Origin of the sequence: Mesorhizobium sp. M0293 (assembly GCF_040321735.1) — a bacterium.
Classification (GTDB): Bacteria; Pseudomonadota; Alphaproteobacteria; order Rhizobiales; family Rhizobiaceae; genus Mesorhizobium.
This window is the reverse complement of the sequence record NZ_JAMYSA010000029.1, coordinates 1-16,832: the sequence shown is the minus strand read 5'-3', so window position 1 is coordinate 16,832 and position 16,832 is coordinate 1. Positions and strand designations below refer to the sequence as shown.

Sequence of the window (16,832 nt, the reverse complement as noted above, 5' to 3'; positions counted from 1 at the left end):
TATTCCAAATCGTTTCGGTATCGAATCGGCTCTTAACTATGCATCCGATCTAATCAAGCGGCGCGCAATTTACGCTCGCGGCGGATCACTTCCGATGCCAATTGCAGATAGGCCTGGCTGCCCGAGCATTTCAGGTCGTAGAGGATCGCCGGCTTGCCGTAGGACGGCGCCTCGGACACTCGCACATTGCGCGGAATGATGGTCTCGTAGACCTTGTCGCCCATATGGGCGCGCACATCCTGCACCACTTGGTTGGCGAGATTGTTGCGGCCGTCATACATGGTCAGCACGATGCCTTGGATAATAAGGTCCGGATTGATCGAGCGGCGCACCTGCTCGACGGTTTCCAGTAATTGGCTGAGTCCTTCCAGCGCAAAGAATTCACATTGCAACGGAACCAGAACCGAATCGGCGGCCGCCATGGAATTGAGGGTCAAAAGGTTGAGGGACGGCGGACAATCGATCAGCACATAACCGAACGGTGCTCCGCGCTCTGTCGCGGCGCGCAGCGCATTGCGCAGCTTGAGCACCCGGTCCGGCGCGGAGGCGATCTCCATTTCGATGCCGAGCAGGTCGAGCGTCGACGGCACGATCGACAGGCCAGGCACCGCTGTCGGAATGGCCGCGGCTTCCAGATCCAGCTCACCCGTTAGCACGTCATAGGAGGAGACCGTCCGATCCTTGCGGTCGATGCCGAGGCCGGTGCTGGCGTTGCCTTGCGGATCGAGATCGACGATCAGCACCTTTTCGCCGATGGCGGCCAGCGCGGTCGCCAGGTTGATGGCGGTGGTGGTCTTGCCGACGCCGCCCTTCTGGTTGGCTACGGTGATGATGCGGGGGCCATTCTTCATCATGGGTCTATGCCAGAAATTCATTTTGGGTCGCTTCGGGTCGCCTGGAGCAGATCAGACAGGTCGCAAGTTCGACAATTCGAGGATGACGCCGCTGGCGTCGGTCACACTTGAATGTTCTACCAGATCGAAGGACCATCGGTGAACGCTTTCTTCCACTTCCGCGCGGTAATCCCGGCCTTTGTGAAACAGGCCGCGCGCGCCTGAAATCAGCCATGGCGCCGACAGGTCCAGCAAGGTCGAAAGCGATGCCAGCGCCCGCGCCGTGACGATTTGCGGTGCCGAAACAAACGCATGACTGTCATCGATGCGGCGCGCCACGACCCGCGCCGGCAGGCTGAACTGCCCGACGACGGCCTGCAGGAAGGATGCTTTTTTGCGATTGCTTTCAACCAAATCGATGCTGGCGCCGTCACGCTCGGCAAGCAGGAAAGCCATGACAAGGCCGGGAAATCCGCCGCCAGACCCGAGATCGACCCAGCGCGTCGCCCGAGGCTCGATTCGCGCCAACTGGGCGCTGTCCAGGATATGGCGCTGCCAGACATCGCCAGCCGTCGATTGCGCAACGAGATTGATGCTGCGATTCCATTTCTGGAACATCTGCTCGAACGCCACCAGCCGATCGAATGTTTCACGTGAAACCGGGCCTGCCGCGTCCTGCAGGCTCTTCCAGGACATAGAGCTCACGCAACATCCCTTTGTGGGCGATGGGCGCTCTCAGCGTGGCGAACATGCGCGACAATGATCGCCAGTGCCGCCGGCGTCATGCCTTCCATGCGCTGGGCATCGGCGATGGAGCGCGGCCGCCGCGCCTGCATCTTCTGCTTCAACTCGTTGGACAGGCCCGGGACCCCGGCGAAATCGACCGTTTCCGGGATTAGCCGGCTCTCTTCATGCCGGATCTGTGCTACATCCGTCTTCTGGCGGTCGAGATAGACAGAATATTTCGCTTCCGTTTCGAGGCGTTCCGCCGTCTTGCCGCCGATTTCCGCAAACCGCGAATCTACACGAGCCAGCCAGGCCACGTCGACATCGGGATAGGACAGCAATTCATAGCCGGACCGGCGCACGCCGTCCCGGTTAATCTCCAGCCCATGCCTCGCCGCTTCATTGGGAGTCAGGGTGAGCGACTTCGCCAGCTGACGCGCTTCATCGAGGCGCTGCATGACAGTCTCATAGCGCCGCATCCGCTGCGTCGAGGCGATGCCCAATTTCGCAGCCGCGGGCGTCAGCCGTTCATCGGCGTTGTCGGCGCGCAGCGACAGCCGGAACTCGGCCCGCGAGGTGAACATGCGATAAGGTTCGCTGATGCCGCGGCTGGTCAAATCGTCGACCATCACGCCGATATAGGCTTCGGTACGGCTGAGCACGATCTGCTCGCTGCCCGCCGCCCGCCGTGCCGCATTGAGGCCGGCAAGCAGGCCTTGCCCGGCCGCCTCTTCATAACCGGTCGTGCCGTTGATCTGCCCGGCGAGGAAGAGACCGCTGATGCGCTTCGTCTCCAGCGTCTGATGCAGCTCGCGCGGATCGACATGATCATATTCAATGGCATAGCCGGGCTGCAGCATGGTGGCGCGCTCAAGCCCCGGAATGGTTTTCAATATATCGAGCTGCACATCTTCGGGCAGCGAAGTCGAAATCCCATTCGGATAGATCGTATCGTCGTCGAGCCCTTCCGGTTCGAGGAAAATCTGGTGGCCATCCCTGTCGCCGAACTTGACGATCTTGTCCTCGATCGACGGGCAGTAGCGCGGTCCGACACCTTCGATCGACCCGGAATACATGGCGGAGCGGCCGAGATTGGCGCGGATCAGCTCATGCGTGGCCGTGGTCGTGCGCGTGATGCCACATTCGATCTGCGGCGTCTCTATACGGTCGGTCATCAGCGAAAACGGCACCGGATCCTCATCGGCGGCTTGGCTTTCCAGCGACGCCCAATCGATCGTCCGGCCGTCCAGCCGCGGCGGCGTGCCGGTCTTCAGCCGACCGAGCTTGAAGCCAGCACGGTCCATCGTCGCCGACAGACCAAGACTGGCCTGCTCGTTCATCCGGCCGGCGACGATCTTCTTCTCGCCGATATGGATAAGCCCGCGCAGAAAAGTCCCGGTCGTCAGAACGACAGCGCCACAGGCAAGCCGCCTTCCGTCGGCCAGGAGAACGGCCGCGATCTGGCCCTCGGCGATTTCGAAGTCCAGAACCTCGCCCTCGACCACGTCGAGATCGTTCTGCTGCCGAATCGCTTCCTGCATGGCAAGGCGATAGAGCTTTCTGTCGGCCTGCGTCCGGGGTCCGCGCACTGCTGGGCCCTTGCGGCGGTTGAGCAGGCGGAACTGGATGCCGGCGGCATCCGCCACCCGCCCCATCAGGCCGTCCATGGCGTCGATTTCGCGAACCAGGTGACCCTTGCCGAGCCCGCCGATCGCCGGATTGCAGGACATCACACCGATCGTGTCGAAGCGCAGCGTCACCAAAGCGGTCCTGGCGCCGGCGCGCGCGGCAGCGCTCGCCGCTTCGCACCCGGCGTGGCCGCCGCCCACTACAACCACATCATAGTGATTGGTCATTTCCAAACGTCCTAGACTCAAACAAATGAGGGACACATGTCCCTGCCCGGCCGCGCTGTCAAGAAAACTCGGCAATCGTTTCACGTGAAACAGTCTTGCACTTGCCATCGCGCGTGTTTCACGTGAGTCGTCGGGATCGCCGATGTTTCACGTGAGTCACCCGAATGGTGCTGCGCAGGGGTTCAGGGATTCGAGGACGGCAGCCGAGTTTCGTCGTTCGCTGTGGCCACCATCATAGACATCCATGACCGCCGAGGCCTCCACGCCTTCGTCATCCACGGGCGGAGCAAGGAGCGAAGCGACGCGGCGAAGACCCGAGGATCCATGCCGTGATGTTGGTCAAAGAGTGCAACGGAGCAGGATTCGGCACCGTAGCAACGCTTTGGAGTCGCGGCATGGATCCTAGGGTCTGCGCTCGTCGCTTCGCTCCTTGCTTCGCCCCAGGATGACGAAACAATTGGCGTTTCCGCCAATTGCCGAGGCATGCGGGTCCTTCACATCCTGCCCCCAAGACTTCTTCGCTGGCTGACTAACCCGCGTCCGACCGACGATATGTTTCACGTGAGTCATTTCCCGATGCAGAACTGCGAGAAGATGACGTCCAGCATGTCCTCAACATTGATGGCGCCGACGATTCGGCCCAGATGATCGGCCGCGAGCCGCAATTCCTCGGCGCGCAATTCCTGCCCGAAAGTCCGGCCGTCGGTGGCGCGACGCAGATGGCGGTTGGTTTCATTGAGCAATTCCACGTGGCGCAGGCGCGACGGCAGCACATCGCCGGCATTGCCGGCCGCCTCCGCCGCTCGCTGGCCGATCTCCACCAGCAATGTCTCCACGCCCGTCCCATTCTTCACCGAGATGGCAAGGTCATAGTTCCCCGCTGCATCGATTGCAGCGCGGTCTTCCAGCAGATCAAGCTTAGTGCCGACCCGCAAGCTCGGAGCGCCGGCCGGTAGCAGACCGATGTCCCTGGGGTCCGCAACGTCCTGCAGCAACAGCAACAGGTCGGCACCATGCGCCTTGGCCCGTGCCTTCTCGATGCCAATCGCTTCGACCTTGCCAGGCGCTTCGCGCAGCCCGGCCGTATCCGTAAGCCTGACGCGAAGCCCCTGGAGGTCGAGCACCACCTCGAGCAGATCGCGGGTCGTACCAGGTTCATCCGTTACTATAGCGGCATCCCGCCGCGCCAGGGCGTTGAACAGACTCGACTTACCGGCGTTGGGCGCACCAAGGATAACGACCTCGAAGCCGTCACGGATGATCTCGGCGGCTCGAAAGCCGGCGCTATGCCGGTCGATTTCTTCGATCATTGCCCGGACATCGGACCAGACTGTATCCGAAACGGAACCAGGAACATCGTCCTCATCGGCAAAATCGATCTCCGCCTCTATCATGGCGCGAGCGTGGATCAACCGGCGCCTCCAACCGAGATAGAGTTCGCTCTGGGCGCCCTCGGCGTTTTGCAACGCGAAGCGCCGCTGCGCCTCGGTCTCGGCGTTGACGAGATCCGCGAGCGCCTCGGTCTCGACCAGGTCGACTTTGCCGTTAAGAAAGGCGCGGCGCGTGTATTCGCCTGGTTCAGCGTGCCTGACGCCGTCAAAACCGGTGATCGTCTCCAGCATCCTGGCCACCACGGCGCGTCCGCCATGAACGTGGAACTCCGCGACATCCTCGCCGGTGAAACTGGCCGGTCCTGGGAAGAAGAAAACCAGGCCGTTGTCGAGCACGGTTCCATCCGGCGCCCGCAGCCTGCGCAGAACCGCCGCGCGGTCCTTAACCATACCGCCGGCAATCGTTTCGACTACGAATCGAGTCTGCGGGCCGGAAATGCGGATGACGGCGACGCCGGCCGGAAGCCGGCCGCTCGACAGTGCTACGATCGAATCGCCTGAAATCATTTGCCCGCTCTGCCGAACCGCCCTAGCTCTACGTCCATACGACAACTCCCAACCGAGTTTGCCCATCGTGACGCTACCCGCGCAAAACCTGCTTGCCCAGGAGGCCAGCCCCTATCTGCAGCAGCACAGCGGCAATCCCGTTCACTGGCGGGCCTGGTCGCCGGCTTCGCTTGAAGAGGCAAAGGCACTGGACAGGCCGATCCTGCTCTCGGTCGGCTATGCCGCCTGCCATTGGTGCCATGTCATGGCGCACGAAAGCTTCGAGAACGACGGCGTTGCCGCCGTCATGAACCGTCTGTTCGTCAATATCAAGGTCGACCGAGAGGAGCGCCCCGACATCGACCAGATCTACATGGCGGCACTCTCCTCGATGGGCGAGCAGGGCGGCTGGCCGCTGACCATGTTCCTGACGCCGGACGGCAAGCCGTTTTGGGGCGGCACTTATTTTCCGCGCGAGCCGCGCTACGGCCGTCCGGGTTTCATCCAGGTGATGCAGGCGGTGGACAAGGCGTGGCGCGAGAAGAGGGCGAGCCTCAACCAGAGTGCCGACGGCCTGACCACCCATGTCGAGGCGCGGCTCGCCGGTTCGCATGCGAGAACGGTACTCGACCGTGGCACGCTGGCGGAGCTTGCCAAGGGCATCGACGGCATGATCGACCGCGATCTCGGTGGCTTAAGCGGCGCGCCGAAATTCCCCAATGCGCCGTTCATGCAAACCCTCTGGCTGTCCTGGCTGCGCGACGGCAACACCAGTCATCGCGACGACGTCCTGCTCAGCCTCGAACAGATGCTGAGCGGCGGCATCTACGACCATATTGGCGGCGGGCTCAGCCGCTATTCGACCGACGCCGAGTGGCTGGTGCCGCATTTCGAAAAAATGCTCTACGACAACGCCCAGCTCATCCGCTTCTGCAATTGGGCCTTTGCGGCGAGCGGCAACGAATTGTTCCGGGTACGAATCGAAGAGACGGTCGACTGGCTGCTGCGCGAAATGCGCGTCGACGGCGGCGCCTTTGCCGCCAGCCTCGACGCCGACAGCGATGGCGTGGAAGGACTGTTCTACACCTGGAGCAGGGAAGAGGTAGAAGCCGCTCTCGGCGACGATTCTGCCTTATTTTTCAAATACTTCACGCTGTCCAGCCCGCACGGCTGGGAAGGCAAGCCAATTGTCCACCAAACCGCGTCCCAGCAATCGCAAAGCGTGATCGAGCGCGAAAAACTGGGTCCGCTCAAGGCGAAACTTCTCATCGTCCGCGAAGAGCGGGTCAGGCCCGGCCTCGACGCAAAGACGCTCACCGACTGGAACGGCCTGATGATTGCGGCGCTTGCCGAGGCCGGTCGATCATTGGCCCGGCCTGACTGGATCGAGGCGGCGGCAAAAGCCTTCGCCCATATCTGCTCTGCCAGCCGCGACGGCCGCTTGCCGCATTCGATGCTCGGCGCCAGGAAACTGTTCCCTGCTCTGTCCAGCGACTACGCCGCCATGACCAATGCGGCGATCTCGCTGTTCGAAGCGTCGGGTGATTGGGGCTATATCGACCAAGCCAGCCAATTCCTCGAGCAGCTCGACCATTGGCACGCCGACACCGACAAGACAGGCTACTACCTGACCGCTTCCGACAGCGCCGACGTGCCGATCCGCATCCGCGGTGATGTCGACGAAGCCATCCCATCAGCCACAGGCCAGATCATCGAAGCGCTGGTCCGCCTCGCCTCCGTCACCGGCGATCTCGAACTGCACGAAAGAGCCTGGCAAGTCGCCGAACACGCGGCCGGTCGTGCGGCGCACCAGACCTACGGTCAGGCCGGCATCGTCAACGCCTGCGCGCTGGCGATCGAGCCGCTCAAGCTGGTCATTGTGGATAGATTGAAGGATCCAAGGCTCGTTCCGGTTGCGAATCGAAGCCCGGACCCGCGGCGGGTGGATATTGTCGCGCCGATCGGCTCGGACACGAATCGACCCTTGCTGCCCGGCGGAATCCTGCCACCGACCGACAAGGCGGGTGCGTGGTTCTGCACGGGACAGGTTTGCCTGCCGGTGGTTACGGATTCTGGGGAATTGGAGAAGCTGTTGAGGTGACACCCTCCCCTTTTTGGGGAGGGTCTGCTCGCGATCGTAGCGAAACGGATCGTGAGACGGGGTGGGGTGAATCGCCAACTTCGGTGCTGACCCCCACCCCGCTCCGCTGCGCGGATCGACCCTCCCCACAAGGGGGAGGGTAAGCTCCTACGTATTCATCGAATCGAAGAAGTCCGCATTGGTCTTGGTCTGCTTGAGCTTGTCGATCAGGAACTCGATCGCATCGGTGGTTCCCATCGGCGCCAGAATGCGGCGCAGCACGAAGATCTTCTGCAGGTCCTGCTTGGAAACCAGCAGGTCTTCCTTGCGGGTGCCGGACTTCAAGATGTCCATGGCCGGATAGATGCGCTTGTCGGCCACCTTGCGGTCGAGCTGGATTTCGCAGTTGCCGGTGCCCTTGAACTCTTCGAAGATGACTTCGTCCATGCGGCTGCCGGTATCGATCAGCGCGGTGGCGATGATGGTCAGCGAACCGCCTTCCTCGATGTTTCGGGCGGCACCGAAGAAACGCTTCGGCCGCTGCAGCGCGTTGGCGTCGACACCGCCGGTCAGCACCTTGCCGGATGACGGCACCACGGTGTTGTAGGCGCGGCCGAGGCGGGTGATGGAATCGAGCAGGATGACGACATCGCGGCCATGTTCGACAAGGCGCTTGGCCTTCTCGATGACCATTTCGGCGACCTGCACGTGGCGAACAGCCGGCTCGTCGAAGGTCGAGGAGATCACCTCACCCTTCACCGAGCGCTGCATGTCGGTCACTTCTTCCGGCCGCTCGTCGATCAGAAGCACGATCAGATAGCATTCCGGATGATTGGCAGTGATCGAGTGGGCGATGTTCTGCATCAGCACCGTCTTGCCGGTACGCGGCTGCGCGTTGATCAACGCGCGCTGGCCCTTGCCGATCGGCGCGACCAGATCGATCACGCGCGCCGAGATGTCCTTGGTGGTCGGATTGTCGATCTCCATCTTCAGCCGCTTGGTCGGATAGAGCGGCGTCAGATTGTCGAAGTGGATCTTGTGACGGATCTTTTCGGGATCGTCGAAATTGATCGTGTTGACCTTGAGCAGCGCAAAATAGCGCTCGCCCTCTTTCGGGCTGCGGATCGGCCCTTCGACCGTATCGCCGGTCTTCAGCGAAAAGCGCCGGATCTGCGACGGCGAAATGTAGATGTCGTCGGGACCTGGCAGATAGTTGGCGTTGGCGGAGCGCAGGAATCCAAAACCGTCCTGCAGCACTTCGACCACACCGTCGCCGATGATCTCGATCTCCTGGGCGGCCAGTTTCTTCAGGATAGCAAACATCAGCTCCTGCTTGCGCATGACGCTGGCGTTCTCCACCTCGAGCGATTCGGCATAAGCGATCAGCTCTGGCGGTTTCTTGTTCTTGAACTCGGTGAGTTTCATTTCTTGCATAGACGGACCTTGAATAGATGGAGTCTGGGTAAGCTTTGGGAAAATATCGGCGGGATGCGACAAATGCCGGGCGCGGCCGAGAGCAATGAAGGGCGGCGCATGACGGGAAGGAAGACCCGTCTTTTATCGTCGGTTGGGTGAAAGAGCAAGCTGCGTTTTGCGGCCCAATCGAGCCTAGAACGGCTTGACGACAACCAGGATCACGATTGCGACCATCAGCAATGTGGGGATCTCGTTGACGATTCGCCAGTGCCTCGCAGGCTTTTCATTGCGGTCCTCGGCGAATTTGCGCACCGCACCGGCCAGATAGCCATGCATGGCGGACAACAAAAGCACCGCACCGATCTTGGCATGCAGCCAGCCGCCCTGGAAGCCGAAGCCTTTCCAGGCGAGCCACAGGCCCAACACCCAGGTGGCGATCATCGCCGGATTGATGATGCCACGCAGCAGGCGCCGCTCCATCACCTTGAAGGTCTCCGACTGCACCGAGCCCTTCTCGGCATCGGCATGGTAGACCAGTAGCCGCGGCAGATAGAGCATGCCCGCCATCCACGAAATGACGGCAAGGATATGGATGGCCTTGGCCCACGGGTAGAAGCTGTCGGGTGCGGCGAAATACAAAAGCGCGGTGAAAACAACCAAGACACCTATGCCTGATATCATGCGCATCATCGCCTGACCGGTGCTGTTCGCGTTTTTCATTTCGGCCATCAGCGTGTCGCGCTCCGCACTTGTCTAACCATCGCCTCGACATGGGCGATCGGTGTCTCCGGCGTGATGCCGTGGCCGAGATTGAAGATCAGCGGCCCCTCTCCCAGCGCTTTCAGGATCGCCTCGACGCCGTCGGACAGTGCCTTGCCGCCAGCCACGAGCCGCAAGGGATCGAGATTGCCCTGGACCGCGCCCAAGCGCTGCAAATCCTTCGCCGCCTCCAGGGGCACCGTCCAGTCGATCCCCAGACCCGTTACGCCGGTCTTCTGGCGATAGGTCTGGTAACGGGCGCCGGCGCCCTTGGGAAAGCCGACGATCGGCACATCGGGATGAACGGCTCGCACCTGCCTGACGATCTCCGCCACTGGCTGGACGCAGAACAAGTCGAAGGACGCATCGTCGAGCACGCCGGACCAGGAATCGAAAATCTGCACGACATCGGCACCCGCGTCGATCTGGCGGATGAGATAGGCAGCCGAATGATCGGCAAGCACTTTGAGCAGGTGCTGGAATGCCGCCGGCTCGCGATAGGCGAACAACCGCGCCGGCGCCTGGTCGGGCGTGCCATGGCCCGCAATCATATAGGTCGCCACCGTCCATGGCGCGCCGCAGAAGCCGATCAGGGTCGTCTCATCGGGGAGTTTCGCCCGCAGTCGGCGAACCGTCTCGTAGACCGGCTCGAGATTCACGTGAAACACCTTGCTTTCCAGAGCCAAAATCTCCGGTGCTGTGATCGGCGTCAGCAGCGGGCCTCGCCCCTCTTCGAAGCGAACGTCACGGCCAAGTGCATGCGGAACGACGAGAATGTCCGAGAACAGGATCGACGCATCGAAACCAAAACGCTCGATCGGCTGCAAGGTCACTTCGACGGCAAGGTCGGGATCATAGCAGAGATCCAGGAACGACCCAGCCCGTCTGCGTGTCTCCCGATACTCCGGCAGATAGCGCCCGGCCTGACGCATCATCCAGAGCGGAGGCGGAAAATGAGCCTTGCCCTTCAGGACGTCCAGCGTGATCCGGTTCTGGGGCATCGAGCGCTCGCTTCTCCAAGCCTCTTCTATAATCAAAGATTCTTATATCTAAGATTCTTCTGATTCTAAGAGTCTGTTGGTTCTGGTGGTTGTCACCTGTCCCGCTTTGCCCCGGAAAAAACCAGCCAACATATTGTCGCGTGCTTCTTTTGCCTGGATGTAGGGTTCTGGGGACAGTCGCGAATCCATCACTGGAGTCAAAGCGTTACGAGATGCCGGGAAAAGCCGGCCCTGTGGACGGGCGAGAGACAAAAGAAGCCGTCCCCAAACTTGTCCCCACCCGCCCGATGAAGCTGACAGCGCAACGAATTGTGGACATCTAGCCTTCTGATACAGTCGCCTCCGATCGGCCCGTCTTTTCATCCCGCTCTATCCACAGCCGCCCACAGCCCCAGGTGACCCCCTGTGAACAAACCCCAAAGCTTCTTCCATCTGCACCTGATTTCCGACGCGACCGGCGAAACGCTGCTCGCCGCCGGCCGGGCGGCTTCGGCGCAATACAAGGATGCGCGCGCCATCGAGCATATCTATCCGCTCATCCGCACCGAAAAGCAGGTAGCGAAAGTGTTCGAGGACATCGAGGAAGAGCCCGGCATCATCCTTTATACGGTCGTCGACCAGAAGCTGGCGCGCGGCATCGACGAACGCTGCGCGACGATGGGCCTGCCCTGTGTGTCGGTGCTGGAGCCGGTGCTGACCGTGTTCCAGTCCTATCTCGGCACACCGGCCGGCCGTCGCGTCGGCGCCCAGCATGTTCTCGATGCCGAATATTTTCGCCGCATCGACGCGCTCAATTTCACCATGGACCATGATGACGGCCAGCTGCCGCTCAACATGGACGATGCCGATGTCGTGCTGATCGGCATCTCGCGCACCTCGAAGACGCCGACCAGCATCTATCTCGCCAATCGCGGCATCAAGACCGCCAACATCCCGATCGTGCTCGGCGTGCCGGTGCCGGAAAGTCTGGTCAACGCCAGGACACCGCTGATCGTCGGGCTGATCGCCACCGCCGAGCGCATCTCGCATGTTCGGCAAAATCGCCTCCTCGGCAACAGCAGTTCCTACGAGGCATCGGACTATGTCGACCGCGCCGCCATCAGCGAAGAACTCGCCTACGCCCGCCAGATCTGCACGCGCCATGGCTGGCCGATGATCGACGTCAGCCGCCGCTCGATCGAGGAAACGGCGGCTGCGATCGTTGCCCTGAGAGGGAAGAATAGATAGTTGGAGCCCTTCCGTAACCAAGGCTTGAGATAGTGTCCGAAACGTCGCGATCCTTCGCGCCCCCCTCTGCCCTGCTGGGCATCTCCCCCTCAAGGGGGGAGATTGGCAGCTTCGCGGGCGGCACCTTCTGTTCGACGTTAAAAATTGCCGAAAGCCGAAGTCACACCCAATCTCCCCCTTGAGGGGGAGATGTCCGGCAGGACAGAGGGGGGGCGCTGTCCCGCCAACCTTTGGCAACCTTCTGCATTACGGCGGTCAACGACCATTAATCAGGCGAAAAATCATGACCGAGAAAATCATCCTCGCTTCAGGCAGTCCGTTCCGCAAGGCGATGCTTGTCAATGCCGGCGTCGACGTCGAGGCGGTTCCGGCCGATGTCGACGAGCGCGCGCTCGAGGCGCCCTTGCAGGACAGCGATGTCTCGCCCGAGGATGTCGCCCTGGTGCTGGCCGAAGCCAAGGCCACCGAAGTCAGCGAGCGCAGGCCGGGCGCCCTGGTGCTTGGCTGCGACCAGACGCTGTCGCTCGGCGACGAGTTGTTCCACAAGCCGGCCGATAGGGAAGGCGCGCGCCGTCATCTCCTGGCGCTGTCGGGCAAGACCCATCAGTTGAACAGCGCCGCCGTGCTGGTCCGCGATGGCGCGGTTCTGTGGCGGCACGTCGGCATCGCCTCGATGACCATGCGCAAGCTCGACCCGGCCTTCATCGGCCGCCATCTCGCCCGTGTCGGCCCCAAGGCATTGGCAAGCGTCGGCGCCTACCAGATCGAAGGCGAAGGCATTCAATTGTTCGAGAAGATCGAAGGCGATCATTTCACCATTGTCGGCCTGCCGCTGTTGCCGCTGCTGGCCGAACTTCGCACGCTGGGAGCGATCGATGGCTGAGGCGTCGAAAAAGGCCTTCGTGACCGGCCACCCGATCAAGCATTCGCGCTCGCCGAAGATCCACGGATATTGGCTGGCCAAGCATGGCATCGACGGCAGCTATGAGGCGATCGATGTCGCGCCGGAAAACTTTGCCGGGTTCGTGAAGACGCTGCAGGCGAACAATTACCGCGGCGGCAATGTCACCATCCCGCACAAGGAGGCGGCTTTCGCGCTCGCCGAGCGCCGTGACCAGGCCGCGCAAGAGATCGGCGCCGTCAACACGCTGTGGTTCGAGGACGGCGCCTTGTGGGGCGGCAACACCGACGCGCACGGCTTTGCCGCCAACCTCGACGATTATGCGCCGGGCTGGGCCAGCAATGGCCCGGCGGTCGTGCTCGGCGCCGGCGGTGCGTCGCGCGCCGTCATCCATGCCTTGAAGGAGCGCGGTGTCGCCGACATCCGCATCGTCAACCGCACGCTGGCCCGGGCTATGGAATTGCGCGATCGTTTCGGCGCCGGCGTTTCGGCGCATGGCATGGCGGCGACCGGTGAACTGCTTGCCGATGCCGGCCTGCTGGTCAACACCACGGCCCTCGGCATGCATGGCAATGAAGGCCTGTCGGCCGATCCCGCTGTGCTGCCGGACCACGCCATCGTCACCGATATCGTCTATGTGCCGCTGGAGACGCCGCTGCTTGCCGCGGCGCGCGCGCGAAACCTGAAAACCGTCGACGGCCTCGGCATGCTGCTGCATCAGGCCGTGCCCGGCTTCGAGCGCTGGTTCGGCATCAGGCCGCAGGTGACGGCTGAACTGCGCGCGCTCATCGAAGCTGATCTGGTGCCGAAGCCATGATCGTGCTCGGCCTCACCGGCTCCATCGGCATGGGCAAGTCGACCACGGCCAAGATGTTCGCCGAGGCCGGCGTGCCGGTCCATGATTCCGACGAGGCTGTGCATCGCCTCTATGCCGGCAAGGCCGCGCCCCTGGTCGAGGCGGCCTTTCCCGGCACCACATCCGCCGGCGTGGTCGATCGGGCAAAGCTTGGCGCGCGTGTGCTCGGCGACGCCGTCGCGCTGAAGCGGCTCGAGGCGATCATCCATCCCCTGGTGCGCGCCGATGCCGATGCTTTCCTGACGCGTCATCGTAGCGCCGGCGCGCCGATCGCCGTCCTCGATATCCCCCTGCTGTTCGAAACCGGCGGCCGCGACCGCGTCGACAAGGTCGTCGTCGTCACCGCGCCAGCCGACGTCCAGCGAGAACGCGTTCTGGCGCGGCCTGATATGACGGAAGAAAAACTCGCGTCGATCCTGGCTAGGCAGGTGCCGGATGCGGACAAGCGCCGTCAGGCCGATTTCGTCGTCGATACCGGCCAGGGATTGGACTCCGCCCGCGCCGCCGTGGCTGCCATCATTGCCGAACTCTCCGGGGATAAGCTGCACTCCTGACACCACCGCGTCAGCATTGCCCATTGCCATTTTGTTCCGGTCTCACGATTCTGCTTCTTTGGAGCGACTGATTCGATGCGTGAGATCATCTTCGATACGGAAACCACCGGCCTCGATTCGCGCGACGACCGCGTGATCGAACTCGGCGGCATCGAGCTGGTCAACCGCTTTCCGACCGGAAAGACTTTTCACCACTATATCAACCCACAAGGCCGTGCGATCCACGCCGAGGCGCAGGCCGTGCACGGCATCAGCGCCGCGGATCTCGCGGGCAAGCCGACCTTTGCCGAGATTGTGCAGGAGTGGCTGGATTTCACCGACGGCGCCAAGCTGGTCGCGCACAATGCCACTTTCGATGTCGGCTTCCTCAACGTCGAATTCGGCCGGCTAGGTCACCCCGTCATCGACAATGGTCTTGTCGTCGACACGCTGGCGCTGGCGCGCCGCAAGCATCCGATGGGCCCCAATTCGCTCGACGCGCTCTGCCGGCGCTACGGCATCGACAACACCAGGCGCACCAAGCACGGCGCCTTGCTCGATTCCGAATTGCTGGCCGAGGTCTATATCGAGCTGATCGGCGGCAAGCAGGCGGCCCTCATCCTCGACAGCGCCACCGCGCCGGCGCGAGGGGGCGAGAACGTCCGCCAGATCGAGATTGTGGTAAGCCAGCGGCCTTCGCCACTGCGGCCCCGCCTCACCGAAGCCGAACGCGACGCGCATGCCGGCATGGTCGGGACGTTGGGTGAGAAGGCGCTGTGGCTGAAGGTTGTCGGGAACTAAAGTCGTTCCGTCGCGATCCTTGGCGCCCCCCTCTGTCCTGCCGGACATTTCCCCCACGGGTGGGGAGATTGGCAGCTTCGCGGGCCGCGCCTTCCTTTTCAACGTTGGAGATTGGCGAAAGCCGGGATGACAGCCGATCTCCCTCCTTGTGGGGGAGATGTCCGGCAGGACAGAGGGGGGCGCTGTCCCGCCAGCCTTTCAACAAAAAACCCGGCGCGAGGCCGGGCTTTTAAACGCTACCGAGACACCAGGCCTCAGCTCACCTTGACCTTCGACGCTGCCTGATCCTCGGCCAGCTTCTGCTGGAACATCTGCGCGAAGTCGATCGGGTCGAGCATCAGCGGCGGGAAGCCGCCATTGCGGGTTGCCTCGGCGATGATCTGCCGGGCGAACGGGAACAGCAGGCGCGGGCATTCGATGAACAGGATCGGCAGCATGTGTTCCTGCGGGAAGCCTGCGATGGCGAACACGCCGCCATAGACCAGCTCGACATTGAACAGCACTTCCTGGTCGAAGGACGCCTTGGCGTTCAGCGTCAAATTAACGTCGAACTGCTTGTCGGAGAGCGGGTTGGCGTTGACATTGACGTTGATGGCGATGCCCGGCGCCTTGTCGCGGCCGCGCAGCGAATTCGGCGCGCCGGGGCTTTCGAAGGATAGGTCCTTCACATATTGCGCCAGGACGTTGAGCGACGGCTGCGCCGCGTTGCCGTTTCCGTTGGCTGCGCCGACCGGCGCGTCATCTTTGCTGGCCATAAGCCTTCGTCCTCTTGCCTGGGCAGCGTCGCTGACCGAATTGAAATCGGGCGTTCGCTACCATGGCAGGGATGACAAGACAAGGTTTGCCGCCTTGCTTCTCCATCCCGGGATGAGGACGGAGCGGCCTCAATCGTCCTTGAGGCGGCGCCAGGGCGAGTTGTGGTCCGGTCCGCGCTTGAAGTCGTCTTCGCGTGAATAATCGCCATCGTCGAGGTCGATGGTCTTGTCGCGTTGCCGGCCGCGGAAGCCGCCGGTCGAGAAATTGGTGGCCAGCACGACGCGGCCCTTCAAGGTCCGCCAGGCGAGGTCGCGGACCGGCGGCAGGAACAGCAGCAGGCCGATAATGTCGGTGATGAAGCCGGGGATGATCAAAAGGATCGCCGCCAGCACGATCATCGCGCCATGCGCCAGCTGCCCGCTCGGATCGCGGCCGGCATCCATTTCAGCGCGGATCCGCGTCATGACGCCGAAACCCTGATGCCGGAGCAGCAGCGCGCCGGCAATGCTCGATGCCAGCACCAGGCCGACTGTCGCCAGCGCGCCGACTTGGCGGCCGACGACCACGAAGCCGGCGATTTCCAGCAGCGGAAGTGCCAGGACAAAAAGGGGAAGGAACGAGATGCGCAAGTCTTGGCAACCTTTTGGATCGTTTCGGCCGTTTCGATTGTTTCGGCGCCCAGTGAGCAATCGCCGCTGGCACTGAGGCTGTTAGATAGGTATGCCTGCCTTTGATTTGAATGATTGCGCCTTGCGTTCTATATGCTTTGAATGTTGAACGCTATGCGACCGCGGCCATTGGGCCTGACGGTCCGGCCACAGGGCAGGGATTGATTGGCGGAAGATATGGGATTCTTCGACTTCGGCACGATTTTCTTCCTGATTGCGGCGGTGGTCATCTTTTTCCAGCTGCGCAATGTGCTGGGCCGTCGCACCGGCAGCGAACGGCCGCCCTTCGATCCCTATACAGCGGCCCGCAGCGGCGACAAGGATGCCGCCCAGAAATCCGAGAATGTCGTGTCGCTGCCGCGCAAGCGCCTGCCGGGCGAGCCGGCGGCCGACACCTATGCCGCGATCGATGCCTTCGCCAAGCCCGACACCGACCTCAACAAGGGCCTGCGCACGATCAAGGACAACGACCCGTCCTTCGAGCCGAAGACTTTCGTCGACGGCGCCAAGATGGCCTACGAGCTGATCGACATGGCCTATGC

At 62.4% G+C, this 16,832-nt stretch carries 16 protein-coding genes; 7 read left to right on the top strand and 9 right to left on the bottom strand.

The window, feature by feature from the left end; all coding sequences use genetic code 11:
* Positions 1–53 precede the first annotated feature (53 nt).
* From NKJ06_RS13405 to mnmE, 4 genes are all read right to left on the bottom strand, one after another.
* Entirely contained in the window at positions 54–854 is an 801-nt protein-coding gene (locus tag NKJ06_RS13405) for a ParA family protein (RefSeq protein ID WP_352634675.1), read from the bottom strand.
* A gap of 51 nt (positions 855–905) precedes the next feature.
* Entirely contained in the window at positions 906–1,538 is a 633-nt protein-coding gene (gene rsmG / locus NKJ06_RS13400) for a 16S rRNA (guanine(527)-N(7))-methyltransferase RsmG (protein WP_352634677.1), read from the bottom strand.
* Positions 1,535–3,415 carry a tRNA uridine-5-carboxymethylaminomethyl(34) synthesis enzyme MnmG gene (gene mnmG, locus NKJ06_RS13395; RefSeq protein ID WP_352634679.1) on the bottom strand — a complete coding sequence of 627 codons (1,881 nt, stop codon included), beginning with the start codon at positions 3,413–3,415 and terminating at the stop codon, positions 1,535–1,537. Before mnmG ends, rsmG begins: the two co-directional genes overlap by 4 nt.
* A 566-nt stretch (positions 3,416–3,981) precedes the next feature.
* A complete protein-coding gene (gene mnmE, locus NKJ06_RS13390; RefSeq protein ID WP_352809969.1) occupies positions 3,982–5,313 on the bottom strand; it encodes a tRNA uridine-5-carboxymethylaminomethyl(34) synthesis GTPase MnmE in 1,332 nt (443 codons plus the stop codon).
* A 67-nt stretch (positions 5,314–5,380) separates the two neighbouring features.
* Between mnmE and NKJ06_RS13385 the strand changes: the two genes are divergently transcribed.
* Entirely contained in the window at positions 5,381–7,393 is a 2,013-nt protein-coding gene (locus tag NKJ06_RS13385; protein ID WP_352634682.1) for a thioredoxin domain-containing protein, read from the top strand.
* A gap of 147 nt (positions 7,394–7,540) precedes the next feature.
* Here NKJ06_RS13385 and rho read toward each other — a convergent pair whose 3' ends face one another.
* From rho to hemE, 3 genes are all read right to left on the bottom strand, one after another.
* Positions 7,541–8,806, bottom strand: coding sequence for a transcription termination factor Rho (gene rho / locus NKJ06_RS13380; RefSeq protein WP_352634684.1), 1,266 nt, complete (start codon positions 8,804–8,806; stop codon positions 7,541–7,543).
* 174 nt (positions 8,807–8,980) lie between these two features.
* Positions 8,981–9,517 (bottom strand): protoporphyrinogen oxidase HemJ, encoded by a 537-nt coding sequence (gene hemJ, locus NKJ06_RS13375; protein WP_352634685.1) that lies wholly within the window; start codon positions 9,515–9,517, stop codon positions 8,981–8,983.
* The gene (gene hemE, locus NKJ06_RS13370) at positions 9,517–10,548 is read right to left on the bottom strand and encodes a uroporphyrinogen decarboxylase (RefSeq protein ID WP_352634688.1); all 1,032 of its coding nucleotides are present in this window, start codon (positions 10,546–10,548) and stop codon (positions 9,517–9,519) included. The genes hemJ and hemE overlap by 1 nt, the downstream gene beginning before the upstream one ends.
* 405 nt (positions 10,549–10,953) lie before the next feature.
* On the opposite strand from hemE, the gene NKJ06_RS13365 reads away from it, so the two are divergent.
* The 5 genes from NKJ06_RS13365 (at position 10,954) to dnaQ (ending at position 14,866) form a co-directional block, all read left to right on the top strand.
* Complete coding sequence (locus tag NKJ06_RS13365) at positions 10,954–11,775, top strand: pyruvate, water dikinase regulatory protein (RefSeq protein WP_352634690.1); 822 nt, start codon at positions 10,954–10,956, stop codon at positions 11,773–11,775.
* Between the two features lie 283 nt (positions 11,776–12,058).
* The gene (locus NKJ06_RS13360; RefSeq protein WP_352634692.1) at positions 12,059–12,658 is read left to right on the top strand and encodes a Maf-like protein; all 600 of its coding nucleotides are present in this window, start codon (positions 12,059–12,061) and stop codon (positions 12,656–12,658) included.
* Positions 12,651–13,493 (top strand): shikimate dehydrogenase, encoded by an 843-nt coding sequence (locus NKJ06_RS13355; protein ID WP_352634694.1) that lies wholly within the window; start codon positions 12,651–12,653, stop codon positions 13,491–13,493. The genes NKJ06_RS13360 and NKJ06_RS13355 overlap by 8 nt, the downstream gene beginning before the upstream one ends.
* The gene (gene coaE, locus NKJ06_RS13350) at positions 13,490–14,086 is read left to right on the top strand and encodes a dephospho-CoA kinase (protein WP_352634696.1); all 597 of its coding nucleotides are present in this window, start codon (positions 13,490–13,492) and stop codon (positions 14,084–14,086) included. The genes NKJ06_RS13355 and coaE overlap by 4 nt, the downstream gene beginning before the upstream one ends.
* Before the next feature lie 75 nt (positions 14,087–14,161).
* Complete coding sequence (gene dnaQ, locus NKJ06_RS13345; protein ID WP_352634699.1) at positions 14,162–14,866, top strand: DNA polymerase III subunit epsilon; 705 nt, start codon at positions 14,162–14,164, stop codon at positions 14,864–14,866.
* Positions 14,867–15,120: 254 nt separating this feature from the next.
* On the opposite strand, the gene secB is transcribed toward dnaQ, so the two are convergent.
* A complete protein-coding gene (gene secB, locus NKJ06_RS13340; protein ID WP_023763101.1) occupies positions 15,121–15,621 on the bottom strand; it encodes a protein-export chaperone SecB in 501 nt (166 codons plus the stop codon).
* Between the two features lie 129 nt (positions 15,622–15,750).
* Positions 15,751–16,251, bottom strand: coding sequence for an FxsA family protein (locus tag NKJ06_RS13335; protein ID WP_352634701.1), 501 nt, complete (start codon positions 16,249–16,251; stop codon positions 15,751–15,753).
* Between the two features lie 216 nt (positions 16,252–16,467).
* On the opposite strand from NKJ06_RS13335, the gene NKJ06_RS13330 reads away from it, so the two are divergent.
* Positions 16,468–16,832: Tim44/TimA family putative adaptor protein (locus tag NKJ06_RS13330; RefSeq protein WP_352809968.1), on the top strand; the 365-nt coding region annotated here is incomplete at its 3' end.

What these genes read in the sequence shown, in the direction of transcription:
- NKJ06_RS13405 (WP_352634675.1), bottom strand. Translation starts at nt 854, where the DNA reads ATGATGAAGAATGGCCCCCGCATCATCACCGTAGCCAACCAGAAGGGC.
- NKJ06_RS13355 (WP_352634694.1), top strand. Translation starts at nt 12,651, where the DNA reads ATGGCTGAGGCGTCGAAAAAGGCCTTCGTGACCGGCCACCCGATCAAG.
- rho (WP_352634684.1), bottom strand. Translation starts at nt 8,806, where the DNA reads ATGCAAGAAATGAAACTCACCGAGTTCAAGAACAAGAAACCGCCAGAG.
- NKJ06_RS13360 (WP_352634692.1), top strand. Translation starts at nt 12,059, where the DNA reads ATGACCGAGAAAATCATCCTCGCTTCAGGCAGTCCGTTCCGCAAGGCG.
- dnaQ (WP_352634699.1), top strand. Translation starts at nt 14,162, where the DNA reads ATGCGTGAGATCATCTTCGATACGGAAACCACCGGCCTCGATTCGCGC.
- mnmE (WP_352809969.1), bottom strand. Translation starts at nt 5,313, where the DNA reads ATGATTTCAGGCGATTCGATCGTAGCACTGTCGAGCGGCCGGCTTCCG.
- secB (WP_023763101.1), bottom strand. Translation starts at nt 15,621, where the DNA reads ATGGCCAGCAAAGATGACGCGCCGGTCGGCGCAGCCAACGGAAACGGC.
- coaE (WP_352634696.1), top strand. Translation starts at nt 13,490, where the DNA reads ATGATCGTGCTCGGCCTCACCGGCTCCATCGGCATGGGCAAGTCGACC.
- hemJ (WP_352634685.1), bottom strand. Translation starts at nt 9,517, where the DNA reads ATGGCCGAAATGAAAAACGCGAACAGCACCGGTCAGGCGATGATGCGC.
- hemE (WP_352634688.1), bottom strand. Translation starts at nt 10,548, where the DNA reads ATGCCCCAGAACCGGATCACGCTGGACGTCCTGAAGGGCAAGGCTCAT.
- mnmG (WP_352634679.1), bottom strand. Translation starts at nt 3,415, where the DNA reads ATGACCAATCACTATGATGTGGTTGTAGTGGGCGGCGGCCACGCCGGG.